The sequence below is a fragment of the Tessaracoccus coleopterorum genome (assembly GCF_011174705.1).
In the GTDB taxonomy this organism is placed as follows: Bacteria; Actinomycetota; Actinomycetes; order Propionibacteriales; family Propionibacteriaceae; genus Arachnia; species Arachnia coleopterorum.
In genome coordinates this window covers 519289-545484 of sequence record NZ_JAANIJ010000001.1, presented here as the reverse complement: position 1 = coordinate 545484, position 26196 = coordinate 519289, and the positions used below count along the sequence as shown (strand labels likewise).

The 26196-nt window shown below is 70.4% G+C and carries 30 protein-coding genes and 11 pseudogenes; 14 read left to right on the top strand and 27 right to left on the bottom strand.

The window, feature by feature from the left end:
• Positions 1 to 42: 42 nt before the first annotated feature.
• From G7085_RS03440 to G7085_RS36175, 12 genes and pseudogenes are all read right to left on the bottom strand, one after another.
• Positions 43 to 666: an ABC transporter permease gene (locus tag G7085_RS03440; RefSeq protein WP_197509981.1), complete on the bottom strand. Its 624-nt coding sequence runs from the start codon at positions 664 to 666 to the stop codon at positions 43 to 45.
• Positions 555 to 950 carry a hypothetical protein gene (locus tag G7085_RS03435; RefSeq protein WP_197509980.1) on the bottom strand — a complete coding sequence of 132 codons (396 nt, stop codon included), beginning with the start codon at positions 948 to 950 and terminating at the stop codon, positions 555 to 557. The genes G7085_RS03440 and G7085_RS03435 overlap by 112 nt, the downstream gene beginning before the upstream one ends.
• Complete coding sequence (locus tag G7085_RS03430) at positions 947 to 1195, bottom strand: hypothetical protein (protein WP_197509979.1); 249 nt, start codon at positions 1193 to 1195, stop codon at positions 947 to 949. The genes G7085_RS03435 and G7085_RS03430 overlap by 4 nt, the downstream gene beginning before the upstream one ends.
• Positions 1192 to 2072, bottom strand: a pseudogene (locus G7085_RS03425) (ABC transporter ATP-binding protein). The gene G7085_RS03430 and the pseudogene G7085_RS03425 overlap by 4 nt, the downstream one beginning before the upstream one ends.
• Positions 2073 to 2162: 90 nt before the next feature.
• Positions 2163 to 3564 (bottom strand): annotated as a pseudogene (locus tag G7085_RS03415) (GuaB1 family IMP dehydrogenase-related protein).
• A gap of 60 nt (positions 3565 to 3624) precedes the next feature.
• Positions 3625 to 5422 (bottom strand): annotated as a pseudogene (gene qcrB, locus G7085_RS03410) (cytochrome bc1 complex cytochrome b subunit).
• Positions 5422 to 6481, bottom strand: a pseudogene (gene qcrA, locus G7085_RS03405) (cytochrome bc1 complex Rieske iron-sulfur subunit). The pseudogenes qcrB and qcrA overlap by 1 nt, the downstream one beginning before the upstream one ends.
• A 36-nt stretch (positions 6482 to 6517) precedes the next feature.
• On the bottom strand, positions 6518 to 7147 hold the full coding sequence (gene qcrC / locus G7085_RS36190) for a cytochrome bc1 complex diheme cytochrome c subunit (RefSeq protein ID WP_456300389.1): 630 nt from the start codon (positions 7145 to 7147) through the stop codon (positions 6518 to 6520).
• Positions 7144 to 7272, bottom strand: a complete 129-nt coding sequence (locus tag G7085_RS33975; RefSeq protein ID WP_408647031.1) for a hypothetical protein — start codon at positions 7270 to 7272, stop codon at positions 7144 to 7146. Before G7085_RS33975 ends, qcrC begins: the two co-directional genes overlap by 4 nt.
• Positions 7269 to 7490, bottom strand: a complete 222-nt coding sequence (locus G7085_RS36185) for a hypothetical protein (RefSeq protein ID WP_456300409.1) — start codon at positions 7488 to 7490, stop codon at positions 7269 to 7271. Before G7085_RS36185 ends, G7085_RS33975 begins: the two co-directional genes overlap by 4 nt.
• Positions 7406 to 7609 (bottom strand): hypothetical protein, encoded by a 204-nt coding sequence (locus G7085_RS36180; protein WP_456300422.1) that lies wholly within the window; start codon positions 7607 to 7609, stop codon positions 7406 to 7408. Before G7085_RS36180 ends, G7085_RS36185 begins: the two co-directional genes overlap by 85 nt.
• Positions 7588 to 7929: a hypothetical protein gene (locus tag G7085_RS36175; protein ID WP_456300388.1), complete on the bottom strand. Its 342-nt coding sequence runs from the start codon at positions 7927 to 7929 to the stop codon at positions 7588 to 7590. Before G7085_RS36175 ends, G7085_RS36180 begins: the two co-directional genes overlap by 22 nt.
• A 298-nt stretch (positions 7930 to 8227) precedes the next feature.
• Here G7085_RS36175 and G7085_RS03390 point away from each other — a divergent pair, with 298 nt between their 5' ends.
• Entirely contained in the window at positions 8228 to 8635 is a 408-nt protein-coding gene (locus G7085_RS03390; RefSeq protein WP_197509976.1) for a response regulator, read from the top strand.
• Entirely contained in the window at positions 8635 to 9516 is an 882-nt protein-coding gene (gene trpD / locus G7085_RS03385; RefSeq protein WP_331715444.1) for an anthranilate phosphoribosyltransferase, read from the top strand. The genes G7085_RS03390 and trpD overlap by 1 nt, the downstream gene beginning before the upstream one ends.
• 51 nt (positions 9517 to 9567) lie before the next feature.
• Here the strand turns inward: trpD and G7085_RS03380 are convergent, their stop codons facing one another.
• Positions 9568 to 10314: an A24 family peptidase gene (locus tag G7085_RS03380; protein WP_197509975.1), complete on the bottom strand. Its 747-nt coding sequence runs from the start codon at positions 10312 to 10314 to the stop codon at positions 9568 to 9570.
• Between the two features lie 30 nt (positions 10315 to 10344).
• Between G7085_RS03380 and G7085_RS03375 the strand changes: the two are divergent.
• Positions 10345 to 11356, top strand: a pseudogene (locus G7085_RS03375) (winged helix-turn-helix domain-containing protein); the annotation flags it as partial.
• 283 nt (positions 11357 to 11639) lie between these two features.
• Here G7085_RS03375 and G7085_RS23760 read toward each other — a convergent pair.
• The 3 genes and pseudogenes from G7085_RS23760 to G7085_RS03365 all read right to left on the bottom strand — a co-directional run.
• Positions 11640 to 11840 (bottom strand): annotated as a pseudogene (locus tag G7085_RS23760) (sunset domain-containing protein); the annotation flags it as partial.
• Between the two features lie 16 nt (positions 11841 to 11856).
• Positions 11857 to 12201 (bottom strand): hypothetical protein, encoded by a 345-nt coding sequence (locus tag G7085_RS03370; protein ID WP_197509973.1) that lies wholly within the window; start codon positions 12199 to 12201, stop codon positions 11857 to 11859.
• A complete protein-coding gene (locus tag G7085_RS03365; RefSeq protein WP_197509972.1) occupies positions 12189 to 12593 on the bottom strand; it encodes a hypothetical protein in 405 nt (134 codons plus the stop codon). Before G7085_RS03365 ends, G7085_RS03370 begins: the two co-directional genes overlap by 13 nt.
• Before the next feature lie 107 nt (positions 12594 to 12700).
• Between G7085_RS03365 and G7085_RS03360 the strand changes: the two are divergent.
• A pseudogene (locus G7085_RS03360) lies at positions 12701 to 13232 on the top strand (peptidylprolyl isomerase).
• Between the two features lie 87 nt (positions 13233 to 13319).
• On the opposite strand, the gene G7085_RS23755 reads toward G7085_RS03360, so the two are convergent.
• The 3 genes and pseudogenes from G7085_RS23755 to G7085_RS23745 form a co-directional block, all read right to left on the bottom strand.
• Positions 13320 to 13514, bottom strand: a complete 195-nt coding sequence (locus G7085_RS23755) for a hypothetical protein (RefSeq protein WP_231979179.1) — start codon at positions 13512 to 13514, stop codon at positions 13320 to 13322.
• A gap of 466 nt (positions 13515 to 13980) precedes the next feature.
• Positions 13981 to 14208: a GIY-YIG nuclease family protein gene (locus G7085_RS31930; RefSeq protein ID WP_331715443.1), complete on the bottom strand. Its 228-nt coding sequence runs from the start codon at positions 14206 to 14208 to the stop codon at positions 13981 to 13983.
• A gap of 410 nt (positions 14209 to 14618) precedes the next feature.
• Positions 14619 to 14927: pseudogene (locus G7085_RS23745) on the bottom strand (exonuclease domain-containing protein); the annotation flags it as partial.
• Between the two features lie 139 nt (positions 14928 to 15066).
• On the opposite strand from G7085_RS23745, the gene G7085_RS03350 reads away from it, so the two are divergent.
• Entirely contained in the window at positions 15067 to 15207 is a 141-nt protein-coding gene (locus G7085_RS03350; RefSeq protein ID WP_231979178.1) for a hypothetical protein, read from the top strand.
• Positions 15208 to 15573: 366 nt separating this feature from the next.
• Positions 15574 to 16385, top strand: a pseudogene (locus G7085_RS23740) (C40 family peptidase).
• A 12-nt stretch (positions 16386 to 16397) separates the two neighbouring features.
• Here the strand turns inward: G7085_RS23740 and G7085_RS23735 are convergent.
• On the bottom strand, positions 16398 to 16931 hold the full coding sequence (locus tag G7085_RS23735) for an alpha/beta hydrolase (protein WP_231979177.1): 534 nt from the start codon (positions 16929 to 16931) through the stop codon (positions 16398 to 16400).
• A gap of 283 nt (positions 16932 to 17214) precedes the next feature.
• On the opposite strand from G7085_RS23735, the gene G7085_RS03330 reads away from it, so the two are divergent.
• The 4 genes from G7085_RS03330 to G7085_RS23730 are packed head-to-tail and all read left to right on the top strand — an operon-like array spanning position 17215 to position 18403.
• Positions 17215 to 17736 carry a lysophospholipid acyltransferase family protein gene (locus G7085_RS03330; protein WP_197509968.1) on the top strand — a complete coding sequence of 174 codons (522 nt, stop codon included), beginning with the start codon at positions 17215 to 17217 and terminating at the stop codon, positions 17734 to 17736.
• A 52-nt stretch (positions 17737 to 17788) separates the two neighbouring features.
• On the top strand, positions 17789 to 17980 hold the full coding sequence (locus tag G7085_RS03325) for a hypothetical protein (protein ID WP_197509967.1): 192 nt from the start codon (positions 17789 to 17791) through the stop codon (positions 17978 to 17980).
• Positions 17967 to 18263 (top strand): hypothetical protein, encoded by a 297-nt coding sequence (locus G7085_RS03320; protein WP_197509966.1) that lies wholly within the window; start codon positions 17967 to 17969, stop codon positions 18261 to 18263. The genes G7085_RS03325 and G7085_RS03320 overlap by 14 nt, the downstream gene beginning before the upstream one ends.
• On the top strand, positions 18260 to 18403 hold the full coding sequence (locus G7085_RS23730; RefSeq protein ID WP_231979176.1) for a hypothetical protein: 144 nt from the start codon (positions 18260 to 18262) through the stop codon (positions 18401 to 18403). Before G7085_RS03320 ends, G7085_RS23730 begins: the two co-directional genes overlap by 4 nt.
• Here G7085_RS23730 and G7085_RS03315 read toward each other — a convergent pair whose 3' ends face one another.
• The gene (locus tag G7085_RS03315) at positions 18404 to 18598 is read right to left on the bottom strand and encodes a hypothetical protein (RefSeq protein WP_197509965.1); all 195 of its coding nucleotides are present in this window, start codon (positions 18596 to 18598) and stop codon (positions 18404 to 18406) included.
• A gap of 155 nt (positions 18599 to 18753) precedes the next feature.
• Between G7085_RS03315 and G7085_RS03310 the strand changes: the two genes are divergently transcribed.
• The 4 genes and pseudogenes from G7085_RS03310 (at position 18754) to G7085_RS33970 (ending at position 22144) form a co-directional block, all read left to right on the top strand.
• Complete coding sequence (locus G7085_RS03310; protein WP_197509964.1) at positions 18754 to 19086, top strand: ATP-binding protein; 333 nt, start codon at positions 18754 to 18756, stop codon at positions 19084 to 19086.
• 70 nt (positions 19087 to 19156) lie between these two features.
• On the top strand, positions 19157 to 19819 hold the full coding sequence (locus G7085_RS03305) for a response regulator (protein WP_197509963.1): 663 nt from the start codon (positions 19157 to 19159) through the stop codon (positions 19817 to 19819).
• Positions 19820 to 19857: 38 nt separating this feature from the next.
• Positions 19858 to 21263: pseudogene (locus G7085_RS03300) on the top strand (class II 3-deoxy-7-phosphoheptulonate synthase).
• Between the two features lie 129 nt (positions 21264 to 21392).
• Positions 21393 to 22144, top strand: a pseudogene (locus tag G7085_RS33970) (threonine aldolase family protein).
• 51 nt (positions 22145 to 22195) lie between these two features.
• On the opposite strand, the gene G7085_RS03290 reads toward G7085_RS33970, so the two are convergent.
• Genes G7085_RS03290 through G7085_RS03265 form a run of 6 tightly spaced genes read right to left on the bottom strand, consistent with a single transcriptional unit; the run spans position 22196 to position 25429 of the window.
• Positions 22196 to 22843 (bottom strand): hypothetical protein, encoded by a 648-nt coding sequence (locus G7085_RS03290; protein ID WP_197509962.1) that lies wholly within the window; start codon positions 22841 to 22843, stop codon positions 22196 to 22198.
• Positions 22844 to 22890: 47 nt separating this feature from the next.
• Positions 22891 to 23109: a hypothetical protein gene (locus G7085_RS03285; protein ID WP_197509961.1), complete on the bottom strand. Its 219-nt coding sequence runs from the start codon at positions 23107 to 23109 to the stop codon at positions 22891 to 22893.
• Positions 23110 to 23167: 58 nt separating this feature from the next.
• A complete protein-coding gene (locus tag G7085_RS03280) occupies positions 23168 to 23452 on the bottom strand; it encodes a hypothetical protein (RefSeq protein WP_197509960.1) in 285 nt (94 codons plus the stop codon).
• Positions 23453 to 23467: 15 nt separating this feature from the next.
• Positions 23468 to 24040, bottom strand: a complete 573-nt coding sequence (locus G7085_RS03275) for a PASTA domain-containing protein (RefSeq protein WP_197509959.1) — start codon at positions 24038 to 24040, stop codon at positions 23468 to 23470.
• Positions 23932 to 24357: a PASTA domain-containing protein gene (locus tag G7085_RS03270; protein ID WP_197509958.1), complete on the bottom strand. Its 426-nt coding sequence runs from the start codon at positions 24355 to 24357 to the stop codon at positions 23932 to 23934. The genes G7085_RS03275 and G7085_RS03270 overlap by 109 nt, the downstream gene beginning before the upstream one ends.
• Before the next feature lie 4 nt (positions 24358 to 24361).
• Positions 24362 to 25429 (bottom strand): protein kinase domain-containing protein, encoded by a 1068-nt coding sequence (locus tag G7085_RS03265; RefSeq protein WP_197509957.1) that lies wholly within the window; start codon positions 25427 to 25429, stop codon positions 24362 to 24364.
• Between the last annotated feature and the right edge of the window lie 767 nt (positions 25430 to 26196).

The window sequence follows — 26196 nt, the reverse complement described above, 5'->3', positions numbered from 1 at the left end:
ACCCCACCCGGGTGGGCCTCCTTCCTTCTGTGGTGGGCCGGGTCACCGGTCCCGGCTCAGCAACTGGCGGTAGGTGACGACGGAGTTGGTCTGCAGCAGACCCCGCCGGTAGATGGCGGCGCCGGAGCGGACCGCCAGGACCATGAAGGCCACGGAGACGAGCAGCGAGATCAGCGCGTTGACCCCGGTCGCCTCACCGCCGAGGAGCCGACCGGGCATCAGCACGGTCGATACGATCGGCAGGTAGCTGAGGACCTCGGCGGCGGAACCCTTGGCCAGAAAGCCCGCCACGTAGGCGAGCATCACCAGCATGGTGAGGGGCGTCGTCGTCTGAGTGAGGTCCTGCACGCGGGTGGCCATCGCCCCCGCCGCGGCCCACAGGCAGGCCAGCGAAGCGAAACCGACGAGGAAGAACAGGATGAACCAGCCTGCCACAGGGGCGATGAGGCTCAGCATGGGACGGTAGTCGGTCAGGCCCATGCCCGTCAGCGACACGGCAACCAGCAGCACCACCTGACTGAGCGCCATCAGAGTGTTGCCGACCACCTTGCCGATCAGCAGCGAGCGGATGGGCACCGCCGCCGCCAGGATCTCGACGATCCGGGACTCCTTCTCGGTGACCACGGACTGGGCGATCTGCATGCCGTAGGTGACGGCCGACAGCATGAACAACACGGCGAACGCGAACGACGCCACGGTGATGGCCAGCGCCCCGACCCGTCGCCCCCTGCGAAGGCGACGGTCAGGTCGCTCCCCGCCAGGATGGATACCGGATCGACGCCTGCCTCTGCGGCGTTCCGGCCGATCTGATAGGTCCGCACCGCGGCGCCGAGGTCGGGCACATCCGTCGGGGAGCCGATCGTGAGGACCCAACCACCCGCTTCCGTCCAGGCGAGTGCGGCGGCCGCGTCACCGGAGGCGACGGCCGCCTCGAGCCCGTCGTCGCTCACCCGCACAGCCTCCACCGCGCCCCCGTGGCGACCGCCTGCGCGATCACGGCGGCCGCCTCGTCGGAGGCGACGGCCACCCGTGTCGGGGTGACCCCACCGGAGACGAGCGCGCTGATCAGGAAGGTGGCCACGACGATGCCGAGCGTGGTGATGGTCCCGATCCAGAAAGCCTTGTCCGTCAGTTGCGCGACGATCTCCCGGCGGGCCACGATGGTCCACGCCGCCCGCACGCGGCGCCGGCTCATCGCGTGACCTCCCGGTAGTAGTCGCTCAACGGCCGGAGCACTGGGCCGAAGGCGTGCACCGGGCCGCGGGCGACGGCCTCCGCGAGGGTCGCCTGGGCGGCCGTCTCATCGACGAACTCCACTTCGGCCCGCGGCCCGTCGAGCTCGACGACGGTGACCCCCTCGCGGCCACGCAACCAGCCGAGGTCGCCCGCCGCCGCGATCCGGTGGCGCGTCGGCCCCGCCCCGCGGAGCTCGTCGACCGACCCCGACGCCACCACCCGGCCGGACCGCAGAATCGTGATCCTGTCGCACAGCCGCTCCACCAGCTCCAGTTGGTGGGAGGAGAAGAGCACGGGCACGCCGCGGGTCGTGAACTCCGTCAACAGCGCGAACATCTCGTCGACCGCGTCCGGGTCGAGGCCGCTGAACGGCTCGTCGAGGATCAGCGCCTTCGGATCGGCCAGCACCGCCCCGGCGATCTGCACCCGCTGCTGGTTGCCGAGCGACAGCTTCTCGAGCTTGTCGCGGGTGCGGCCGCCGAGATTGAACCGGGTGAGGATGGCGGTGGCGGCGGCGCGGGCGTCCCGGGCCGTCATGCCGTGCAACTCACCGAGGTAGGTCAGCTGGGGCAGCACCTTCTGTTTGGGGTACAGGCCCCGTTCCTCGGGCATGTAGCCGAACTCCGCCCGATCGCGGCGCCCGACCGGGACCCCGTCCCAGCGGACCTCCCCGGAGGTAGGGCCAGCACCCCCATGATGATGCGCATCGTGGTCGTCTTGCCCGCCCCGTTCCCACCGACGAAGCCGGTGAAGGCCCCGTCGGGGACGGTGAACGACACGTCATCCAGTGCGGTGAGGTCTCCGAACCTCCGGGTGACGGCGTCGATCTCCAGCATGGGACCCAGCCTGCCGGATCGGGCCGGTCGGCTCGGTCGAAACCCGGATCCGGGGACCTGGCGGACCGGCCGGTGATCCCGGCGCCCCGATCACCAGCTCTGGTCGACCGGGCGGCCCTCCTCGAAGCCGGAGCCCGACTGGATGCCGACGACGGCGTTGTCGGTGAACTCGGGAGGCTCCTCGCACCCGCGTAGGTGCACGAGGAACGAACTCCTGAGGTGATCCAGTCGACCAGGTCCTCGACTCCCGGGCGTCTCGGATCGAGGTACATCCGGGAGGAGGAGATGCCCTCCTCGAACATGGCGGCGCGGGCGCGCTGGTAGGCGGACTGCTCGCGGGTGCGCTGCCGCACGGCGCGGGCCGAGGCCATGCCGAACGACTCCTTGTAGGGCGACCCTGGTGGTCGGTCAGCTGGTCGCCGGTCGACTCGTGGGTTCCCGCGAACCAGGAGCCGATCATGACCGACCCGGCGCCGGCGGCGAGAGCGAGGGCGACGTCGCGGGGGTGCCGCACGCCACCGTCGGCCCACACCGACTTGCCGCGCTCACGGGCGGCCGCGGCACACTCGAGAACGGCGGAGAACTGCGGCCGGCCGACACCGGTCTGCATCCGGGTGGTGCACATGGCACCGGGGCCGACACCCACCTTCAGGATGTCGGCGCCCGCGTCGATCAGGTCGGTGCAGCCGGTGGCCGTCACCACGTTGCCCGCGACGATCAGCACGGAGCGCCCCGTCTCGGCCGCGAACGCGTCGCGCACCTCGCGAGCCTCAGAGAGCGCGGCGATCATCTTCTCCTGGTGACCGTGGGCGGTGTCCATCACGATCACGTCGGCCTCGCCCAGGAGCGCTGAGCGCACCTTGGCGGGAATGTCGCCGTTGATGCCGACGGCCACTCCCGCGCGGAGCCTGCCCTGCGCGTCCAGCGCGGGGAGTAGATGCCGCTGCGGAGCGCGCCCTTCGGGGTCATCACTCCGACGAGGCGGCCCTCGGCGTCCACCGCGACGGCGATCTTCTGGTGCTGCTCGGCGAGCAGCGCGAACACGTCGGCCGGCGAGGTGCCGTCGGAAACGCGGGTGACGTCGTTGATCATCACGTCGTGGGCCTGGGCGAAGCGGTCGGCGCTGGCGGCGTCCTGGGGCGTGACGAGGCCGAGCACGGTGTGGTCGGCGTCGATGACCACTGCCACCCCGTGGGAGCGCTTCGCGATCAGAGAGAGCGTCTCCCCGACGGTGGTGGTGGGGACACGGTCACCGCGGTGTCGAACACCGGGCTGGCGGCCTTCACCTTGGCGATCGACGCGGCCACCACGTCGGAGGGGATGTCCTGCGGGAACACGGCCAGCCCTCCGCGGCGTGCCATCGTCTCGGCCATCCTGCGGCCGGAGACGGCCGTCATGTTGGCCGCCACGAGGGCGTGGGGGTGGCGAGGCCGTCGGTTGAGGTGAGGTCCACATCGAGGCGCGAGGTCACGCTCGAACGGCTGGGGACCATGAAGACGTCGTTGTACGTCAGGTCGTACGTGGGCTTGTCCAGAAAATGCACGCCTCAACCTTACGGCACAACGCACAGGTGGGGCGTGGCCGACCGGCCACGCCCCACCTGCGGATGAACGTCTGAATCAGTGCGTCGAGGCGCCCTCGAGGTCGTCGTCGTGTCCGCCCAGCGCAGGGTGTCCCCGGCGCCGTCGATCTCCTCGTGGTGGTCGCCGTGCGTGGCGGCCGCCTCGATCTCGTGCACGGTGGGCTTCTGGATGTCGGCACCCAGATACCACCGCGAGACGGCTGCGCGCACGCGGCCGACCTTGCGCTTCTTCGCCACCCCCGCGGCGTCCATGTCGGGTGTGAGCTCCAACGGTCGGTACTGGTGGTGCTGGGTGAGCGTGAACTGCTCGTCCTGCGACAGCGGGACGTGCGCCTCGGAGTAGCCGCCCTCGGGGAGCGCACGATGACGCCGTCCTCGGAGCCGTGCAGCGTCCGCTCCAGGTCGGCCCGCTGCAGGCTGAGGCAGATCCGCTTCGTCACGATGAAGGCGACCACCGGGGCCACGAACACCGCCACACGCATGAACACCGTGATGGCGTTCAGGCTCAGATGGAAGCGCGTGGCGATGATGTCATTGCCGCCTGCGAGCCAGAACATGGCGTAGCAGGTCATCGCGGCGACGCCGAGCGCGGTGCGGGTCGGGGCGTTGCGGGGACGCTGGAGCACGTGGTGCTCGCGCTTGTCGCCGGTCAGCCAGGCCTCGACGAACGGCCACGCCGCGGGCAGGAGGAACAGCAGACCCATCAGTCCGACGCCGGGCAGGAAGATCGCCCACGACCAGGTGGTCGATCCCCAGTGCGACTCGATGTTGGGCATGATGCGGATGGCGCCCTCGACCCAGCCCATGTACCAGTCGGGCTGCGAGCCCGCCGTCACCTTGGTCGGGTCGTACGGGCCGTACTTCCACACCGGGTTGATCTGGAACAGGCCGCCCATGAGGATCAGCACGCCGAACACGATGAAGAAGAAGCCGCCGGCCTTCGCCATGTAGACGGGGAAGAGCGGGTAGCCGACCACGTTGTTGTCGGTGCGGCCGGGGCCGGGGTACTGCGTGTGCTTGTGGTAGAACACCAGCGCGAGGTGCGCAGACACCAGGCCGAGCAGGATGCCGGGCACCAGCAGGATGTGCACCATGTAGAGGCGCGGGATCAGGATGTCGCCGGGGAACTGGCCACCGAAGACGAAGAACTCGGCCCAGGTGCCGATGATCGGGATCGACCTGATCAGGCCGTCCACGAACCGGAGCCCGGTGCCCGAGAGCAGGTCGTCGGGCAGCGAGTAGCCAGCGAAGCCTGCGATGGGGGCGAGCGACATGAGGCTCACGCCGATCAGCCAGTTGACCTCGCGGGCTTGCGGTACGCGCCGGTGAAGAACACGCGCAGCGAGTGCACCATCGCGGCCGCCACGAACAGCAGCGCAGCCCAGTGGTGGATCTGGCGCACGAGCAGGCCGCCGCGCACGTCGAAGCTGATGTCGAGCGTCGAGGCGAAGGCCTCGGAGACGGCGACGCCCTTGAGGAGCTGGTAGGAACCGTCATACTCGATCTCCGCCATCGAGGGCTTGAACCAGATCGTGAGGAACACGCCGGTGATGAGCAGCACGATGAAGGAGTACAGGGCGATCTCGCCCAGCAGGAACGACCAGTGGTCCGGGAACACCTTGCGGAGCCCGGCCCGGCCGATCTTCGCGATGCCGAGCCGCTGGTCGACCCAGTGGCGGGCGCCTTCGGCAGGCATGGGGGTGGTGTGCGTGGCCTCGCGCGGGGTGAGGTCCGGTGACGCGTCGACGACGCCGGTGGGCTTGGCCATCAGTTGTCACCTTCCACGAAGTCGTTGCGCGAATCGCGCTCGAAAAAGCTGGGGCCGACGGGGAGGGTGAAGTCGCTCTGGGCGACCAGGAACCCCTCCTCGTTGACCTTGATGGGGAGCTGCGGCAGCGCCCTCGCGGCGGGACCGAACACCACGACGCCGCTGTTGCCGAGGTCGAAGGTCGACTGGTGGCACGGGCAGAGGAGGTGGTGGGTCTGGCGCTCCCACAGCGAGATGGGGCAGCCGACGTGCGTGCAGATCTTGGAGTAGGCGAGGATGCCGGAGACCTGCCAGTCCTTGCGGGACTCGGGACCCTGATCGAGTCGGGGTCCATCCGGACCACGACGAGCGGGGCCTTGGCCTTCTCGATCATCAGTTCGGTGCCGTGCAGGTCGCGCAGGTTCTCGGGCTCGGCGTTGACCAGCTGGCCGACCTCGAGCATCTCGGGGCGCAGCGGCTCCCAGTTCACGTCGTTGACCAGGCGGACCTCGGCGGCCCAGATGGTGCGCTCGATGGTCTTCTTGCGCACCGCCTTGACGGGGTGCGGGCCCATGTCGGCGAACAGCACGACCGCGGGGATCGCGACGAAGCCGACGGCCCGCCCAGGGCCCCGAGGAGAAGCGGACGCCGACGGACCGCGGACTGCACGGTGCCGTCCTCGAACTGCTCGGCGAAGGCCGCGAGGTCGTCCTCGGAGGAGGCGACGGTGTGGCGCTCCTCGACGCTCTCATGGTCGCCCATCAGGGCGCGGGCCCACTGGATGCAGGCGAGGCCGATCAGCAGCACCGCCAACCCGGACGTGGCACCGAGACCGACATTGTGGGCGTTGGCGTGCAGCCACCCGAAGTCGATGTAGGCGTCGCGGGGCACCGCGAAGTAGATCACGACGAAGATGACCGCGAGCACGGGCACGGCGCCGAGCATCGCGAGCACCGACCGGTAGGTGCGGTTGCCCGCTCGCTGGTCGGCGTCGGTGAAGCGCTCGATGTGCTCCTCGACGCCCGGGTTGGGGACGACGTGGCCGAAGTCCGGGTCCTTGACGGGAAGGTTGTGGCTCATCGGGCGCGCGCCCCTTCTTGGCGATCCAGGTGGCGATCAGCGAGAGGCCGCCGATGCCGATGACGAAGACCCAGAAGCCCTCGGAGACGGGCCGGCGTCACCCATGGACAGGCCACCGTGGTTGGGCTGGCCGTTGGCGGCCTTCACGTAGCCGATGATCTCGCGGGCATCCTCGTCGGTGATGACGGCCTTGGAGAAGGTGGGCATCTGCTGGGGCCCGGAGCGCATCGCCGCGTAGATGTGGCGCGGCTGCGTGTCGGCGATCGACGGGGCGAACTCCCCGTTGGGCATGGCGCCCCGCCGCCCACGATGCCGTGGCAGGCGGAGCAGTTGGAGCGGAACAGTTCGCCACCGCGGGCGAGTTCCTCCGCGGAGAGACCCTCGGGTTGACCGCGCTGTCCTCGGCGACGGCGGGGCCGGGCCGAAGGTGGCGACGTATGCGGCCACCGCGTCGATCTGCTCCTGGGAGTAGTTGACGGTGCGGGCAGGCAGCTGCGCCTCCCGGCGGGTGGCGGGCATGCGCCCGGTGCCCATCTGGAAGTCCACGGACGCGGCGCCTACGCCGATGAGCGTCGGACCCTGGGAGGTGCCCTCACCGCCGAGGCCGTGGCAGGAGGAGCACGTGAGGTCGAAGAGCGCCTTGCCCTGCTCGATCTGCTGCGTCATGTCCGTCTCGGCCGACGAGCGCTGGGGTTCACCCCTGCGTAGCCGAGCCCGACGATCACCAGCGCGAGGATCAGGAGGGCAGGCCGGGCGAGCGCGTGTCGCCGGAACTGTGTGAGGAATTTCACTGGTCTGACTCCAGGGTCTTAGCGGAGGAAGTAGAGGACGCCGAACAGCAGGATCCAGATGACGTCGACGAAGTGCCAGTAGTAGGACACGACGTGGGCGGCCACCGTCTGCTCGTGGTGTGGGTGCGGGTCATCAGCGACCGGGCGAGGACGAACCACATGGCGATGACGCCACCGACCACGTGCAGGCCGTGGAAGCCGGTGGCGAGGAAGAACAGCGACCAGTACTGGTCGGTCTGGATCGTGTACCCTCGTTGAAGAGGGTGAAGTACTCCCAGATCTGGCCGGACACGAACACCGAGCCGAGGATGATCGTCACGATGAAGCCCTCGCGCATGCCCCACTTGAGGGGTTGAACCACGATCCGCTCACGCGGCGCGCCTCTCCCGCGTTGACGGCGAGCTGGCAGGTCACCGAGCTCAGCACCAGGATCGCCGTGTTGATGGCGGCGAAGGTGACGTCGAGATGCATGCTCTGGGTCTCCCACAGCGATGCGGTCCCTGCCGCCGCAGCAGCCTCGTTGGTGATGCTGCGCGTCCAGAAGTACGCCGCGAACACCGCCGCGAAGAACATCAGTTCGCTCGCGAGCCAGACGATCACGCCGACCGACAGCGTGTCGGGGCGTCCGATGGGCTTGTTCAGGCGTGCGGAGGGCACCTTGTGCAGAGCGCCGCTCGGCAACTCCGCTGGCGCGATGAGGGTTTCATGATTCGTGGCCACGGGGTCATTATTGCCGCAAAACGGTGGTTGGTCACGCCGGAGGCGAAACTTGGAGACACCCCCTGCAGATCCGGGAATGGGCGGTGCGATAATGCGCCCGGGAACCGGTCGGAAGCGGGCGCCGTCGAAGCGGCCCGTAGCCGGGCGTGGCTGCCCTCGGAGTCGGCGGGCTACGATGGGCCACGCAAGCAACCTCGACCCAGGTCGACAGCGAAAAGCAAAGGAATGACCACTGATGTCTGAAGCACCCGTCAAGGTCCTGCTGTTCTCCGATGACCGGACCGTCCGCGAGTCCGTGCGCCTGTCGCTCGGACGCAAGGTGGCCTCCGACCTGCCGGAGATCGAGGTCTTCGAGGTCGCAACCCAGGGCGCGCTGCTGCGGACGCTGGACGCAGGCACCGACTACGCGCTGATGATCTTCGACGGCAACGCCCAGCCCTCCGGCGGTTTCGGGCTCGCCTACCAGGTCAAGGACGAGTACACCGAGTGCCCGCCCGTGATGCTGCTGATCACCCGCGAGGCCGACGCCTGGCTCGCCTCGTGGTCGCGCGCCGAGGCGGTCGCGCCGTTCCCGGTCGATCCCGTCACCCTCCCGCAGCAGGCCGCGAACCTCATCCGCGCCCGGCTCGCCCAGGTGGGCTGATGTCGGGCTATTCATGGCCTGACATCCTGACGGGGCTGATCCGTCGCGAGGGTCTCGAGGAGACCGCGGCGAACTGGGCCCTCACCGAGATCCTTTCGGGGCGCGCCTCCGACGTGCAGATCTCCGCCATGCTCACCGCGCTGCGCGCCAAGGGTGAGAGCGAGGACGAGATCGCGGGTCTCGCCGCGGCGATGCTCGCCAAGGCGCTGCCCATCACTCTCGATCCCGACGCCGTCGACATCGTCGGCACCGGAGGCGACCGCGCCAACACCGTCAACGTGTCCACCATGGCGGCCATCGTGGCCGCCGCGGCCGGGGCGAAGGTCGTCAAGCACGGCTCGCGCGCCGCGTCGTCCATGGCAGGTACCGCCGACACGCTCGAGGCGCTCGGCCTCCGGCTGGATGTGGAGCCGGAGAAGCAGGCCGCTGTGCTCGACAAGGTCGGCATCGTCTTCCTCTTCGCGCAGATGTACCACCCGGCGATGAAGATGGTCTCCAACGTGCGCGGCGCGCTCGGCATCCAGACCACCTTCAACTTCCTCGGCCCGCTCGCCAACCCGGCCCGCCCGAGGGCGATGGCGCTGGGTGTGGCCAACGACGACATGGCGCCGGTGATCGCCCGTGTGCTCGCCGCTCGCGGCACCCGCGGGATGGTCTTCCGGGGCTTCGACGGCCTCGACGAGTTGACCACCACCTCCTCCTCTGACGTCTGGATGATCGCCGAGGGGCGCGTGCACCGCACCGTGCTGGACCCGACGGCGCTCGGCCTCCAACCCGCCGCCTTCCATGACCTCACCGGAGGCGACGCGGCCCACAACGCCCGGGTCGTGCGCGAGGTGATGACGGGGCGGGAGGGCCGGTGCGCGACATCGTCGTGCTGAACGCCGCGGCCGCGCTGGTGGCCTACCACGGCATCTCGACCGTCGAGGATCTCACCGAGCAGATGCGTGGGCCGCTGCGCATCGTGCAGGATGCGATCGACTCCGGCCGTGCCGCCCGCACCCTCGAGGACTGGGTCGAGGCGACCAGGGCCTAGAGGGCCTGGAAGGGAGCAGGGCCGCGACGAAGGCCCCGGCGTACAGCGCAGGCCCGTAGGGGAATTCGCGCGGCCGCGCCGGGTCGCGCCCGGCCCAGAGCAGGTGCCCCACGCCGTGGAGGGCTCCGAGCAGCGTGCCCGCGAAGAGCGCGACACCCACCGCGGAGGCGCCCGAGAGGCCGGCGACGGCGCCGATCAGCAGCCCGAGCCGCACATCTCCGAACCCGAGGCCCGAGCTGAACCGCCACACGACGTAGAGGAAGGCCGCCACCGCAAGGGCACCGAGCAGCGACGACACCGCCGTCATGGGGCTCCGCACGCCGACGACGAGCAGCCCGACGGCCATCGCCGCGGCCGCCGCCCAGTTCAGGCGGGCGGGCAGGAATGTGGTGCGCAGGTCGACCCCCACCAGCGGCACGCCGACGGCGAGGTAGCCGACCCACACCCAGCGGTGCCCGGCGGGCACCACCAGGAGGATGAGGGCTGCCGCCAGGGCGGTGACCGCGACGACCGCGGTCGACCGTGGCGTGACGAGGGCCGCGAGGTCAGGGGCGTCCTCGTCGTCGATCCGCAGCCGCGGCACCACGAGGGCCCAGACGCATGCGGCCGCCACGGCGACGGCAACCGTGAGCGCGAGGACCATGCCCCGAACGATAGGGCCCTCTGGCCTATCGTGTGGTTCGTGACACGACGTCTGAGCATCGCGGCCGCCCGCAGGGTGGCCATCTCCGCGCAGGGCCTTGCCGGGTCGCGTCCGGCACGGGTGGGTGACGCGGCGCTCCGCCGTGCCATCGCCTCGCTCGGGGTGCTGCAGATCGACTCCGTCAACGTCTTCGAACGCAGCCACTACCTGCCCCTGCTCGCCAGGTTGGGGCCGTACGACCGGTCGCGGCTCGACAGGCTGCTGCACCACGACACCGGTCGGGGTCTCGGCGGCTACACCGAGTACGTCGCGCACGAGGCGACGGTGCTGCCCGTGGCCGACTGGCCGCTGTGGGCATGGCACAGGCAGGCGCCCCGCTCCGACCACGCCGCCACCTGGGCGGCCGGACATCAGGGCCTCCTCTCGGAGGTGCGCGCCGAGTTCGCCGATCGCGGGCCGCTGCGGGTGCGCGACCTCGAGCATCCGTCCAACGTGAGCCTCGGCGGGGGCTGGTGGAACCGCAACGACGTGCACTGGGCGGCGAACTGGTTGTTCCGGCGGGGTGAACTCGTGGTGGTCGGCAGGCAGCGGTTCGAGCGGAGGTTCGCGCTCGCCGACCATGTGCTGCCTCCCGGGGCGATGGTCGAGGTGCCGCGCGACGATGCCGTGCGCGAGGTGATCCGACGGGCCGCCCGCGCCTACGGCGTCGCGACCCTCGACGATCTGGCCGACTACCCACGGTTGCGCCCCGCCCTGGCGCGGCCGGCGGTCGACGACCTGGTGGCGGCAGGGGAACTCGAGCCCGTCACCGTCGACGGCTGGTCGGCCCCGGCCTACCTGGCCGCGGGCACCGTGTGCCCCGCGCGGTGCACGGGCGGCGCTGCTGTCGCCGTTCGATCCGCTCGTCTGGTACCGGCCGCGGGCCGAGCGGCTGTTCGGGTTCCACTACCGCATCTCGATCTACACGCCGGCCGCGCAGCGGACGCACGGCTACTACGTGCTCCCGGTGCTGGTTGACGACGCGCTCGTCGGCAGGGTCGACCTCAAGAGCGACCGCGTGGCGGGGGTGTTGCGCGTCCAGCATGCGCACCTCGAGCCGGGGAGGAGCCGCGCCGGGCCGAACTGGCTGCCAGGGTCGCCCGTTGCTGTACGAGGCTGCCGCCTGGCAGGGGCTCCGCGAGGTGGCGCTCACCGGCCCCGGGACGTGGGCGCCCGACCTGGCGCGCGTCCTCTGACCGGCAACCGCGTCCCCGACATCGCACAAGGAGGGCGGCCCCCATGGGACCGCCCTCCTCCTCGCGTCGTCTCCGGTGCTGATCAGGTGCTCAGCGCTGCGCCTTCGTGAAGCCAGCCGCCTCGGCGGCCGCCTCGGAGGAGAACCACACCTCGGCGATCGTGCGCTCGTAGCCACCGGTGCCGGGCAGGTGGAACTTCTTCGATCGCTCGTTGCCCTTGATCGTGAAGCCCTCCGGCGGCTCGGTGCCGATGTATGCGCCCTCTCCGTAGGGGGCCTCGGGGCCTTGTGGTGGCTCTCGGCCTCGGTCACGTAGGTGACGTGGGGTGCCGGGCGCCCTCGGACGTCATGTCAACCTGCTCCTCGATCTCGTCCTCGGGGGCGACGACCTCGTCATCGGGAGCGACCACTTCGTCGTCGGTGGCGGCGTCCATGTCCGAGGCGAACTTGGCGGCGTTGGAGAACGTGTCGTTGTTGTTCACGTAGGCCTTGGAGGGCTCGTGCGCGGTCCAGCCATCGTCCTTCGGGGCCAGGAAGTGGCGCACGGCGGCGACCGCGCCGGCGACGACGGCTCCGATGGCGAGGAACTTGCCGACCTTCCTGAGCCTGCTCTTCTTCTTCACCGGCTCCACTTCGCCCTTCAGTGCCTGCACGGCCGCGGTGCCGCGCCTGGTCGCCTCGGCGACGGCGGGATGCTCGCGGCCTGGTGCAGCGCGTCCTGCAGCTTGGGCAGGAGGTCGTCAGTGACCTTGTCGCGGGCGGCGTCAACGGCCGGCGACACCTTGTCGAGTGCGTCCTTGATGTGGGGCTCGAGGTCGTCGAGCGTGCGGGAAGCGAGGTCGGCGGTGCGGACCTTCGCGTCGCGGATGATGGGGGCGGCCGTCTTCGAGGCCTCCGCCAGCAGTTCCTGGGCCTTGTCGAGGCCGTCCTTCAGCGCGGTTGTCGAGTACTCGGCGGCGGCGGATGCGGTCTCCGCGGCGGCCTTCTTCAGCTCTTGTGACTTCTTCACAAGTTCCTCCCGTGGTCGTGGCTCGTAATCGAGCACCTTCCAAGCTACCGGTTTGTGGGCTCCCATCAAGCGACATCGCGAGGATTGACCCCTGGTGCCCTCCCGGTGCGATGGGTTCCGTGGCCGCGTCTGCCACACTTGGGATGAACCTGAGGAAAGGACCAGCAGTGAGCACTGCGACCCTGCACACCAACCGTGGCGACATCGTCATCGAGCTGTTCGCCGACCACGCCCCAAGACCGTGGAGAACTTCGTCGGCCTCGCCGGCGGCACCAAGGAGTACCGCGACCCGGTCTCCGGCGAACAGACCACCGGCAAGTTCTATGACGGCGTGGTGTTCCACCGCGTCATCGACGGCTTCATGATCCAGGGCGGCGACAAGCGCGGCGACGGCACCGGCGAGCCGGGCTACACCTTCGCCGACGAGTTCCACCCCGAGCTGTCGTTCGACCGCCCCTACCTGCTGGCGATGGCCAACCGCGGGCCCGCCACCAACGGCTCGCAGTTCTTCATCACCGTCGGCCCGACGCCGCACCTGAACCGTCGCCACACCATCTTCGGTGAGGTCAAGGACCCCGCGAGCAAGGCCGTCGTGGACGCCATCGCCACCACCCCGACCGACAACCGGGACCGCCCAAGGACCCGGTCGTCATCGAGTCCGTCACGCTTGCCTGAGCGGCTCCGGACCGAGCACCTCTGAGGGGAGCGCCCCTTCGGGAAGGCCCACATGCATGGGCCATGCCCAGTCGCCGTCTGTCTCGATCAGCCGCACCCCGGCTGTTCGAGCCAGGCGGCGATCCGTTCCGTCTCCTCGATGCTCGCCGCGGGCAGGCCGTTGGGTTCCGCCAGGACGGTCTCGGCGCGCGCCGTCGCCTCCTCCGAGGCGGCCCTGGCCCGGTGGCTGGGGGCCGCGGTCGACGCGGCGAGCCGGCCGTGCCGGATGACGTGGATGTCCACCCGCGCGACGACGGGACCGCGGCCACCAGCTGGCGGCAGGCCGCGAGCGAGGTGATCCGGTGGAACCGCAGCGAGGTCGAGTAGTAGGCCGACAGCCGCCCGGACAACTCGCCCGCCTCCTCGAACCGCTCCTGCCCGATCAGCTTGCGCATCCTGCCCGCACGCTGCGCAGCACAGGGCGCACGTCGCCGGCCCAGCTGTCTGAGACCTCCTGCGCGATCGCGGGGTACGCCTCGGCACCCGCGCCCAGTTGGCACGGGGCGGGCAGCGCCCATCTCCCGAGCGCGCACGGTGCGCTGGCCTTCCGTGGGACAGACGGGTGGTGCAGCGCCGCACCCGGAAGGCGTCGTACAGCGTCAGCGCCGCCTCGGCAGCCTCGTCGCGGTTGCGGAACGGCCCGAAGAAGCAGGGGCGTCGCCCACCTTCGATACCACAGACAGGCGTGGGAAGGCCTCGTCGGTGAGCTTCAGCCACCACAGTCTGCGCTGGTTCTTCGAGCGCCGGTTGTACCTGGGGAGAGGGATTCGATCATCCGCAACTCGCGCACCTCCGCCTCCAGGTCGGTGGCGCATTCGATGAACTCCACACCCGTCGCGACCCGGACCATCTCATGGATCCGGCCCCGCTTCTCCGCGGCGGAGAAGTAGGAGCGAACCCGGCGCCGCAGGTTGTTCGACTTGCCGACGTAGAGCACCTCCCTCCGGGGCCCGTCGGGCCGTCGGTGTCGGAGACGAAGTAGTAGACGCCCGCAGCCTCGGAGCGGCCGCGGCCCAGACCCGCTTGGCGCGCCGGTCGGGGAGACCTGCAGGGTGAACTCGGCGAGGTCCTCCAACGTGTGCACGCCGAGGTTGCCGACCCGCTCCAGCAGCGCGTGCAGGACGTCGACGGTGGCCCGCGCGTCGCTGAGGGCGCGGTGGTTGGGCTCGGTGCCCGCCCGGAAGTGGCGGGCCAGGGTGGCGAGCTTGCAGTTGGGCACCTCGTCGCGCAGCAGGGCGCAGCGGGCCAGCGCGACGGTGTCGACAACCGTGGGCGCGGCCAGGTGAGCCCGATCGCCTCGTAACCGCGGCGCAGGAAGCCCGCGTCGAACCGGGCGTTGTGCGCGACCAGCACGGCACCGGCGGCGAACTCGGCGAACGCGGGGAGCACCTCGTCGACCGGCGGTGCCGAGGCGACCATCTGGTTGGTGATGCCGGTGAGCACCTGGATCATCGGCGGGATCGGGGCCGAGGGTCGCACCAGGGTCTGGAACTCGCCGAGCACCCGGCCACCCCGGACCTTCACGGCGCCCACCTCGGTGATCTCGGCGTCGGCCGCTCCTCCGGTGGTCTCGAGGTCGACGACCACGAAGACGACGTCGGGCAGCGGTACCCCGAGGTCGTCGAAGCTCGGCTGGAGGGCGGAGGCGGTCGACATGGGCGTGACGCTACGCCAGCGCCCCGACAGTTCCGACATCGGCGGAAGTGTCGGAGGCGCCGGCTTGGATCGGGAACATGACCACGATCCATGTCGACTGCCACTCCTGCCGGGCCCGCGGGCCCGCCTGCGGGACTGTGTGATCTCCGCCCTGCTCGGGCCGCAACTGGTGGACCTCGCCGCCCCGGAGCGCCGCGCCCTCGAGGTGCTCTCGGACGGCGGACTCCTCCCGCCGCTGCGGTTGCTGGGGCCCGGCGACGGGGCACGGCGGGTCGGATGATCCATCTGGGGTGAACCGTTTGAGAAAGGCGTGGCCGACCCTTAAGCTTTCTCTCAGACTTGTCCGTCGCCCCTGGAGTTTTCTGTGAACCGTGCCCGAATCGTCCTGGCCGCTGTCGTGGCCATCTCATCGGTCGTCGGTGGGTCGCTTGTTGCCCACGCCGATCCCGATGCGGTCGAGCGGGCGCGCGCCGACCTCGCGCGCATCCACCAGGAGGCGTCTGCGATCGATCAGCAGATCATCGAGGCCCACGAGCGGGTCGACGAGAACCAGGTGAAGCTGAAGCGGCTCGGGGAGGACGTCGCCACGCAGCGCGCCTCCGTCGACCGGCTCGCGGCCCAGCTGGGTGACGTCGGCGCCGTCCAGATGCACACCGACTCGGTCTCGCTCGCCGCCCAGCTCCTCACGAGCAGCGACGCGGGCAACTTCCTGAGCGGCCTCGGCGTGCTGCAGGTCGAGGTCGACCGGTCCAACGCGGGCATCCAGCAGCTCCAGGTCGACCAGGCCCGGCTCACCGCCCTCGAGGAGGACGTCGCCGTCACGCAGGGGCAGCTCGAGACCGACGCCGCAGCGAAGGTCGCGCTCGCCTCCGACTACGACGCGTTGGAGTCCGAGGCGCAGGCCGTCTACGACCGCCTCTCCGAGCAGGAGCGGCAGCGCCTGGCCGCGATCGAGGCCGAGCGGATCCGTGCCGCGGAGGCCGAGCAGGCCGCCGCGGAGGCCGCGAGCCGCACCCAGGCCGCGGGCAGCATCGCGTCGCCCGCCCCGCAGGCTTCCTCCGACAAGGAGTCGGCCTCGGAACCCGCGCCGTCGACCGGTGGCTCCGACCGCGCCCAGCGCGTCGTCGACGCCGCCCTCAGCAAGGTCGGCAGCCGCTACGTCTGGGGTACCTCCGGCGAGAACACGTTCGACTGCTCCGGTCTCACCAGCTGGGCGTACCGGCAGGTGGGCATCAACATCACCCGATCGTCGCGCGGCCAGTACAGCTCGGTGGGTACCAAGGTCTCGAAGTCGCAGCTCCGCCCGGCGACCTCGTGTTCTACTACAGCCCCGTCAGCCACGTGGGCCTCTACATCGGCAACGGCAAGATCGTCGACGCGGCCAACCCGCGCTCCGGTGTCCGCGTGACCAGCCTGAACTCGATGCCGTTCACCGGCGCCCGCCGCGTTCTCGGCTGACGCCCGCCGCCCTCAGGCGTGGCGGGTGATGAACCGCCGCGACTCTTCGACGATCACGTCGGCGTCGTGGTCGAGCGTTGCCACATGGAAGCTGCGCTGCAGCGTCACCGACGTCACGTCGGCGACCCGCCTGCCGATCAGCTCCCCGCTCAGGTCGTCGACCACGTGGTCCTCGGCCGAACGCATCAGCAGCACCGGGGCGGTGATGTCGCCCAACCCGCGCCGCGCGTCGCTCCACAGCCCCGTCATGGTCGACAGGCTCGTCACGGAGAACCTCGGGTAGCCGCGCTCCTCGATGCCCGGCTTCGCGATGTCGGAGGCGATGCCCTTCTGGGAGGGGAGCACCCGGTGCAGGAGGGCCGCGGGCGGGATGCGCCTGTCGCGGGTCGCGATGGCGGGATTGACGAGCAGGATGCCCGCCACCTTCCGCTGCTCCGCGAGCCGCAGGGCGAGGGCCCTCCCATCGACAGGCCGGCCACGAAGACGGGTCCGGTCGGCCCGGCCAGCTCGAGGTATGCCTCCTCGACGGCGGCGTACCAGTCCCACCAGCGGGTCCGGGCCAGGTCGCGCCAGGTGGTGCCGTGGCCGGGCAGCCGTGGCGCGATGACGCGGGCGCCCTCCCAACCCTCCGACGGGGTGGCGAGCGCGCGGGCCCACGGCGCGATCGACTGGACCGATCCGGTGAAGCCGTGGCTCATCACGACACCGATCCGTCCCTCCCCGACCCTCAGGGTGCGTGCCTCGGGCCAGATCTCCGGTGGCCTGCGGTGCATGGATGCCATGGCTGCAGGATAAGGGCGTCGGCGCGGGTCGGGATAGAATGCCGCCCATGTTCTGGTACCGCTTCTTCAAGTTCACGATCGTCAGGCCGATGGTGAAGTACAGCTACGGAACCCTTGTCTACGGGGAGGAGCACTTCCCCAAGGAGGGCGGCGCGATCCTGGCCTCCAATCACATCGGGGCGCTCGACTCGCTGGTGGTGCCCGCGATGATGCCGCGGCCCATCACCTTCCCGGCGAAGGCGGAGCTGTTCAGCGGCAAGGGTGGCGTCGGTAACAGGATCGTCGCGTGGTTCCTGAAGATCATCAAGATGGTGCCGATGGACCGCAGCGGGGGCCGGGCGTCGGCCAACGCGCTCGAGGCGATCTCTGCGGTGCTCGCCGAGGGCCAGGTCGTCGCCATCTATCCGGAGGGCACCCGCTCACCCGATGGGCGCCTCTACAAGGGAAAGACGGGGATGGCCCGGATGGCGCTCAACAACCGCGTCCCCGTGATCCCCGTCGGCGTCGCGGGCACCAAGTCGGTCAAGGGCCCGTTCGGGCTCCCGTGGGCGCGCCGCCCGTGGTGGTGATCGGCAGGCCCTCGACTTCTCCGAGTTCTACGACACGCCCGGCAACAGCAAGGTGCTGCGCTACGTCACGGACGAGGCGATGGCCGCCATCCAGAGCCTGACGGGCCAGGAGTACGTCGACGTCTACGCGTTGCGGGTGAAGTCGGGCGATCTCACCCCGAGCAGGCGGACGGGTTCGTCCTCGAGCGGCCCGGGGCGGCGAGCCCCCGTCATCGAACCACGGGCGCCGCGTGCCGAAGCCTGACCCGACGACGCGGCTGCTGGGCTGGCTCCGGCGCCACGTCCTCTGGTTCCGTGACCCGACAGACACCCTCGGCCGCGTCTACGCGGTGTGCGAGGTGGCGCGCAGCATCCTCGCGGTCCACGCCATCACGGTGAACCTGTTGATCGTGGCGCCCCGCGCCACCTCCCCGGTGGGGTGCTCGCAGCGTCGCTCGCGCTCGCGTTCTGGCAGGTGTTCATCTCCCTGCGGATGCGCAGACCCGGCAGGCGCACCAGGCGGGCGTTCGTCGCCGACCTTGCGGTGACCGTGGTCATCATCCTGACCACCATCGTGACTGTGCCGCCCGGCGGGCGCCGCTGTCGCTGGCCGGCTACTGGGCCGGCGGTTGCGCCGCCTACGCCGCGATCTTCCTCAGTTACCGCTGGGGCACCGCGTTCGCGCTGATCACGTCGGCCGCGCTGCTCGCCCACCCGGCCACTTCGCCATGGAGCGGGTCGGCGCCGCCTTCATGACCATCCTGCTGACCGCCTGCCTCGGCAGCCTGGTGACGCAGTTCCGGGCGACGCTGGGGAGCAGGAGCAGGAACGGCTCCGCAGCGCGGCGCTCGCCGAGCGGGAGCGACTCTCGCGGATCGTCCACGACGGCGCCCTGCAGGTGCTCGCGCTGGTGGAGCGCGAGGGCCCGTCGCTCGGCCCCGTGGCATCCGGCTGGCGGCCCTGGCACGCGAATCGGAGGCGCAACTGCGGATCCTGCTGCAGGACAGGGAGATCCGCGACATCGAGCACGGCGGGACGGTGGACCTCGCGGCCGCACTGGACAAGTACGCCTCGGCGCGCGTCACCGTCTCGACGATGGCGAGCCTGGTCATGGCGCCCCGCCGCCTGGTCGACGAGGTGGAACGCACCCTCGCGGAGATCCTGATGAATGTCGAGAAGCACGCCGGGCCCGACGCGAAGGTCTGGATCCTGCTCGACCAGGAACTCGACGACGAGGTGATCCTGTGGGTCCGCGACAATGGGCACGGCATGAGCGCCGCGCAGCTTCAGGAGGCGACCGACAAGGGCCGCCTCGGGATCCGGGACTCGATCGTCGGGCGGATGGACGACCTGGGGGATCCGCGATCCTGAAGTCGTCGCCCGGTGCGGGTACGGAATGGGAGCTGCGGTTCCCGATCGAGTCGGATGACATGGAGGACTGATGACCGGACGCAGGCGCGTGATGCTTGTCGACGACCACCCGATGTGGATCGATGCCCTGAGCGAGGACCTGACCGAGGTGGGGTTCGAGATCGTGGCGGTGGCCAAGAACGGCACCGAGTGCCTTGCCAGGGCACGGGCCACGAGGCCCGAGATCGTCGTGATGGACCTGCAGATCCCCGAACCGGACGGGGCGACCTGCATCGAGATCCTGCTCGGCGAGTTCCCCGACATGCACGTGCTGGTGATGTCAGCCAGCGGCGAACGCGACGACGTGCTGCGGGCGATGAAGGCGGGTGCGAAGGGCTACCTGGTGAAGTCGGCGTCCAAGGAGGAGCTGATCGAGGGCGTGCAGCGCACGGCCGTCGGCGACGCCGTCTTCACGCCCGGCCTGGCGGGCCTCGTGCTCGGCGAGTTCCGCAGGATGGTCAACGTGGCCCGGTCGCACAACGAGGAGGGACCCGTTCTGACCACGCGTGAGATCGAGGTGCTGCGCCGCGTGGCGAAGGGGATGGCCTACCGGGAGATCGCGGACGAGTTGTTCGTCTCGCACCGCACCGTGCAGAACCACGTGCAGAACGTGCTGCGGAAACTGCAGTTGCACAACCGCGTCGAGCTGACCCTCTACGCCATCGACAACGGCCTCCACGACCCCGATTCCTGAGCCGTCCACGGGCGTCCGACGCGGAGGGTCGCCGTGGGGTGGTGGGTAATCTGACGCCCATGTCGAGCATCATCTCCCGGGAAGAACTGCGCGCGCTGCCCTTCGTCCAGCAGCCCAGCTACCCGGACCAGGCGGCCCTTGACCGCACCATCGACCAGTTGGAGCGGCTCCCACCCTCGTGTTCGCCGGCGAGTGCGACGATCTGCGCGCCAAGCTCGCCGACGTGGCCGAGGGTCGCGCGTTCCTGCTGCAGGGCGGTGACTGCGCCGAGACCTTCGATGCCGTCACGGCCGACAACATCAAGCGCAAGCTGCTCGTGCAGCTGTCGATGGCCGTCGTGATGACCTACGCCGCGCAGGTGCCCGTCGTGAAGGTGGGCCGGATCGCCGGCCAGTATGCCAAGCCCCGCTCCAAGGACACCGAGACGCGCGGCGACGTGACGCTGCCCGCCTACCGCGGTGACGCCATCAACGGCTTCGAGTTCGACCCCGCATCCCGCGCCCACGACCCCCAGCGGCTGCTGGACGTCTACAACTCCTCGGCGGCGACGCTGAACCTGGTGCGCGCGTTCGTGAAGGGCGGCTTCGCCAACCTCCGCGGCGTGCACAGCTGGAACGCCCAGTTCGTCGCCGACTCCGAGGTGGAGCAGGAGTACGAGGAGCTCGCCTCCGAGATCGACCGCGCGCTGGCCTTCATGGTCGCCTGCGGCGTCCACGACGAGTCGCTCAGCACCGTCGACTTCTACGCCTCGCATGAGGCGCTGCTCCTCGAGTACGAGCGGGCCCTCACCCGCGTCGACTCCCGCTCCGAGGACCTGTACGGCTGCTCCGGCCACATGCTGTGGATCGGCGAGCGCACCCGTCAGCTCGACGGCGCGCACGTCGAACTGCTGAGCCGCGTGCGCAACCCGCTCGGCGTGAAGCTGGGCCCCACCACGACGGCCGAACAGGCCATCGCGCTCGCCGACGCCCTCGACCCCGACCGGATCCCCGGCCGGCTCACGTTCATCACCCGGATGGGTGCGGGCAAGGTGCGCGAGGTGCTCCCCTCCGTCATCGCGGGCGTCGAGGCCACCGGCCGCAAGGTCGCCTGGGTGTGCGACCCGATGCACGGCAACACGTTCGAGGCGGCCAACGGCTACAAGACGCGCTCGTTCGCCGACGTCGCCGACGAGGTCAACGGCTTCTTCGACGTCCACGAGCAGCTCGGCACCTGGCCGGGCGGCCTGCACGTCGAGCTCACGGGTGACGACGTCACCGAGTGCGTCGGCGGCGTCGCCAACCTCAGCGAATCCGATCTGGAGAGCCGCTACGAGACGGTGTGCGACCCGCGGCTGAACCGCAACCAGTCGCTGGAACTGGCGTTCACCGTGGCCCGCAGGCTGCGCAACGGCCGCATGAACCACGACAACCCGGTGCAGCGGTTCAAGGCCAAGGAACTGTGATCGACCTCCGCAGCGACACCGTCACCCGGCCGTCCGCCGGGATGGTCGAGGCGATGCTCGCGGCCCCGTCGGTGACGACGTCTACGCGGAGGACCCAGCGTCGCCGCGCTCGAGGCGGAGACCGCGGCACTGTTCGGCAAGGAGGCGGGCCTGTTCTGCGCGACCGGTTCACTGTCGAACCTGCTCGGCGTCTGGCTCCACACCCCGGTGGGCTCCGAGGTGCTGTGCGACGGGTACGCCCACATCGCGCGCGCCGAGATGGGTGCCCACGGGGCGCTGCACGGCGTCACCATGCGCACCTGGACCTCCGAACGGGGCGCTCTCGTGGCCGCCGATGCGCTGAAGATGCTCGCCGTCGACTGCGGACCCTACCTCGTCGAGACCGCCTGCCTCGCAGTGGAGGACACCCACAACTTCGGCGGCGGCACGGTGCAGGATCACGCTGAACTGGTGGCCGTCACCGCGGGCGCGCACGCGGCAGGTGTGAAGACCCACCTCGACGGCGCACGGCTGGCCAACGCGGTGGCCGTCACCGGCCGCCCGCTCAGCGCATACGGGCCCTGTTCGACACCGTCAGCCTGTGCCTGTCCAAGGGCCTCGGCGCGCCCGTCGGTTCCGTGCTGGTCGGCACGGCCGACGACATCGCCCGCGCCCGGGTGCAGCGCAAGCGGCTCGGTGCCGGCTGGCGGCAGGCGGGCATGCTCGCCGCGGCCGGCTCGTATGCGCTGCGCCACAACCTGGCCCGGGTCTCCGAGGACCACGCCTCCGCACGGACGCTGGCCGACGCCATCAACGCGGTGCGGCCCGGCGCCGTCGACGATCCGTCGACGAACATCGTGCTGATCCCCACCCGGACGCACCCGCGGTGGCCGCACGGCTGAGGGAGCGGGGCGTGCTGATCAGCGTGCTCGGCCCCGACGCGCTGCGGGCCGTCACGCACCTGGACGTGACCGCGGACGCCTGCGCCTCGGCCGGGGCGACGATCGGGTCGCTCCTGGGCTGACGGGCGTCAGTCGAGCGCGCCCTCGCGTTCGGTCGACGGGCCGACCTCCAGTTCGGGGATCGGCCGCGGCCACGCGCCGAGCTCCTGCCACACGTGGTCTGGCACGCGTGCGAAGAAGCCGCGCAGGAACGCGTCGGCCCCTCGATGTCCTCAGGCAGCCAGTCGGAGTCGACCGCGAGCCGGATCCGGCCCGGTGCCCGATCCGGAACTTCGGCGGCCGCGTCGCCATCAGGTACTCCATCTGACGCTGGTGGATCACGGCGTGGGCGATCCGCTCGGAGTCGCTCTCGATCCGGAACGCCTTGTTGAACGCCTCCCACTCGAAGCGCTGGCTCCGCCCCATCAGGCCCCAGTTGACGCCGAGGTCGATGAACGGGAACGCGGTGCGGAACTCGCACACCGTCTCCGTGTGGTTGTGGGTAGTGGTGTGGGTGCGACCCTCGGAGTCGGTGCTGGTGCTCGTCGTCTGCCAGGTGTGCCGCAGCCGGATGAACGGCAGGTTCGCGTTGCCTGCCACGATGACGTCGTGGGCCTCGTGGCGGGAGCCGACCCGGGTGACGTCGACCATGTCGAGCATGGAGTCGTCGCGGTCGCGGTAGGTCCAGTCGGGGTGGTTGCTGAAGCTCAGCCCTGCGGCGGTGTGGGGCCGACCAGGTCGGCGGCGGGGCCGGTGAGCAGCGCCGAGCGGGCGGCGGCCAGCGCCTCGACGGCGACGCCGAGCGCGGCCGCGTCGTCCTCAACACCGAGCAGCACCAGCCGGTCGTGGTCGACGGTCAGGTCGTTGGCGCGGGCGGGAGCGAGCGCCGAGGCGAGCTCGGAGGCGTACCGGGGGTCGCCGGTCACCACTGCGGCCTGCCCCGCGGCACGATCGCCAGCGGCATGGAGTGGGGCAGCGGCATCGTCAGGACGAAACCCGCCCTGCCGTAGCTGGTCGAGTCGTAGTGGAAGGCGGAAAACGGCGTGCCGTCGGGGCGGCGCCGGTCACCTGCTTCTTCACGCTGCGTTCGAAGCCCTCGCCGAAGGGCGGCACGTTCAGGCCGTGCGCGATCGCGATGGACGGCGACCCGAGGTACGTCCAGCCACGCGACTCGAACGACTTCACGTAGCGGTGGTGCAGCCATGCCCAGAGGCCGAGGCCGATGGCCACGGCGACGACGAGCACGATCAGCAGGGGACCGAGATCCATGGTGTCAGCCTCCGATCAGACGATGATCAGCTTCACGGTACTGCCTACCGGCACCTTGCTGCCCTCGGCCGGGTCGGTCGACTTTGCCAGGTTCAGGGGCAGCCCGAATCCCGAGTCGTTCTGGATCTCCACCTTCAGGTCGAGATCCTCGAGGATCTTCTTCGCGTCGTCCGCGTTCTTGCCCCACACGCCGGGGATGGTGACCATCTGCGGCCCGAGCGACCTGACGATCGTCACGGTGTCGCCGCGGTACAGGTTGCCGCTGCGGGGGTCCTGCCGGATCACGTTGCCCTTCTCGACCGTCGCGGAGTTCTCCTCCTTGACGCTCACCCTGAAGCCGAGGTCGTCCAGTTCCTTCTCAGCGTTCGCGGCGGACGAACCGACCAGGTCGGGCACCCGGATGGGTTCGCGGCCCTTGGAGACGGTCAGGTCGACAGGCGTGTCGCGCTTGAGCTCAGCGCCCTCCTCGACGGATGCCTTCAGCACGGTGCCCGCGGCCTTGTCCTCCGACCAGGCCTCGGTGACCTTCCCGACGGCAAGCCTGCCGTCGGTGAGCGCCTTCTCGGCCTCCTCGCGGGTGAGCCCCACCAGCCTGGGGCGGGGTAGCGCTCGGGCCCGAGCGACATGACGAGCGTGAACTCGGAGCCGCGGACCAGCCGCTCCCCGGAGGTGGGATCCGTGCGGATCACCATTCCGACGGGCACGGTCTCCGAGTGCTCCTCGGTGACGGTGACGCCCAGGTCGTTGGCCTTGGCCGCCTCGGTCGCCGTGGTCTGGTTCATGCCCGCCACGGCGGGGACGGTGGTGAAGCGGCCCGACATGGCCCACCACGAACCGACGCCCGCGCCGGCCGTGAGCAGCAGCACGAGCAGCAGCGCGATGACCCCGCGCCTGCGCTTGTGCACCGGGTCATGCGAGATGTGCAGCGGCGGGAAGACCGGCGTGCGCTGGCTGCGCGGGAATGGGCCAGCGAGGATTCGGGAACGACCGGCTGCCGGTCGGGCGGCGGGATCGGGGTCGATGCCGCGGATTCGGCGGCCCTCCACTCGGAGCGACCCACCACGACGGTGTCCGGGGTCGGCGCGGACGACGGCCTCGGCCGTTGGCGGGCCGGAGTCGCTCGGTGACGCCCTCGTCGGGGCTCTCGGGCAGCAGGGAGGCCGCGAGTTCGGGGTTGTCGGAGCCGTCGCGGGCCATCTCCTGGCGCACCTTCCGCACCGCGGCCAGCAGCTCCTGACCGTCGGGGATCCGGGCCCTCGGGTCGCGCCTGGTGGCGGCGAGCACGAGCGTGTCGAGGTAGTCGGGCAGCGGATGCTGCCCGCCCATTCCGAGCTCGGCGAGTCGCTCCGACGGCTTCTCGATGTCGACATTGACGTGCCGGTAGGCGATCTGGTAGTTGTTCTCGCCCGTGTGCGGCTTTGCGCCGGTCAGCATCTCGAACAGCACGACGCCCGCCGAATAGATGTCGCTGCGGTGATCGGGGCGCGCGTGGGTAACCAGTTCGGGCGGGAGGTAGCTCGCGGTGCCGAGCAGCACACCGGTGGCGGTCATCTGCGGGGAGCCCACCTGGCGGGCCAGCCCGAAGTCGGCCACCTTCACCCGACCGCGGTCGGTGAGCATCACGTTTTCCGGCTTGATGTCGCGGTGCACGACGCCCGCCTCGTGGGCTGCCGCGAGCGCGGCCGCCACCTGCTCGAACAGCTCGAGCGCCAGCGCCGGGGGCAGCGGCGCCTCCCGGGAGATCAGCCGGCGGAGGGTTTCGCCGTCGATGAACTCCATCACGATGTAGGGCTGGCCGTGCGAGCTGCCCTGGTCGAAGATGCTGACGACGTTGGGGTGGCTCAGCACGGCGGCGGAGCGGGCCTCGCGGTCGAACTTGGCCGCGAACTCGTCGTCCTCACCGAGGTCGCTGCGCATCACCTTGACCGCCACCACGCGCGACAGTCGCTGGTCGCGGGCCCGGTAGACGGTGGCCATGCCCCACGGGCCACCCTGGCCACGATCTCGTAGCGCCCGTCGAGCACCTGGCCGACCAACGGGTCGAAAGTGCTGCTCATGCCACTCCAGGAACGCTAGGGGAAAGCGTGCCGGTATCACCGACCGCCCTCGATTGTATGCACCCTCCCAGCGGGGTGCCCGACGCCGCGCCGGACGGGTCTCACCGACCTGCCTGCGGACTAGGGGTCGGACCCAATAGAGTGTGGCCGAGACCCAACGCAGGAAAGGGGCACCGTGACTGCTCTCGTGCCGCTGACAACCCGTCTCCGCACCTCGCAGGTGGCGCTCGTCCTGCCACCGGAGGTGTCCGGACCCGAGGCCGCCGACTTCGCCGCGCACGGTGCCGATCTGCTGGTGTTTTCGAAGGGAAACCGCAGCACCGAGGAGGCGGCCGGGGCGATCAAGGTGGCCAGGAACCGCCTGTTCGGGCTCCCCGCCCTCGTCGCGGTCGACGACCTTGCCGTGGCGATGGAGATCGGCGCCGACGTCGTGTTCCTCAAGCGCCCAGGCTGGCGGCCGTTCGGCTTCCCGAGGCCGCACGACTTCACCCTCTTCGGCCGCTCGATCGACGATGCGGGTGACGCGGACAAGATCGACGGCGACCCGTTCGCGTTCGGCTTCCTCGGGCCCGCGGTCGTCGGGGACGACGTCTCCCCGGTGATCGCGGAGATGGCGGCCGCCCTTCCACCCTCGCCCTCCCGCGCGACCTGTCTGGTTCGCCGCGGGCGGCATCGGCAGCCACAACG

What these genes read in the sequence shown, in the direction of transcription:
- G7085_RS03265 (WP_197509957.1), bottom strand. Translation starts at nt 25,429, where the DNA reads ATGGCCACCGTCTACCGGGCCCGCGACCAGCGACTGTCGCGCGTGGTG.
- G7085_RS03280 (WP_197509960.1), bottom strand. Translation starts at nt 23,452, where the DNA reads ATGGATCTCGGTCCCCTGCTGATCGTGCTCGTCGTCGCCGTGGCCATC.
- G7085_RS03390 (WP_197509976.1), top strand. Translation starts at nt 8,228, where the DNA reads ATGTCTGAAGCACCCGTCAAGGTCCTGCTGTTCTCCGATGACCGGACC.
- G7085_RS03430 (WP_197509979.1), bottom strand. Translation starts at nt 1,195, where the DNA reads ATGAGCCGGCGCCGCGTGCGGGCGGCGTGGACCATCGTGGCCCGCCGG.
- G7085_RS36180 (WP_456300422.1), bottom strand. Translation starts at nt 7,609, where the DNA reads ATGCGCGAGGGCTTCATCGTGACGATCATCCTCGGCTCGGTGTTCGTG.
- G7085_RS03290 (WP_197509962.1), bottom strand. Translation starts at nt 22,843, where the DNA reads ATGCTCGACATGGTCGACGTCACCCGGGTCGGCTCCCGCCACGAGGCC.
- G7085_RS03330 (WP_197509968.1), top strand. Translation starts at nt 17,215, where the DNA reads ATGTTCTGGTACCGCTTCTTCAAGTTCACGATCGTCAGGCCGATGGTG.
- G7085_RS03440 (WP_197509981.1), bottom strand. Translation starts at nt 666, where the DNA reads ATGCTGTCGGCCGTCACCTACGGCATGCAGATCGCCCAGTCCGTGGTC.
- G7085_RS03305 (WP_197509963.1), top strand. Translation starts at nt 19,157, where the DNA reads ATGACCGGACGCAGGCGCGTGATGCTTGTCGACGACCACCCGATGTGG.
- G7085_RS03380 (WP_197509975.1), bottom strand. Translation starts at nt 10,314, where the DNA reads ATGGTCCTCGCGCTCACGGTTGCCGTCGCCGTGGCGGCCGCATGCGTC.
- qcrC (WP_456300389.1), bottom strand. Translation starts at nt 7,147, where the DNA reads ATGACGCAGCAGATCGAGCAGGGCAAGGCGCTCTTCGACCTCACGTGC.
- trpD (WP_331715444.1), top strand. Translation starts at nt 8,635, where the DNA reads ATGTCGGGCTATTCATGGCCTGACATCCTGACGGGGCTGATCCGTCGC.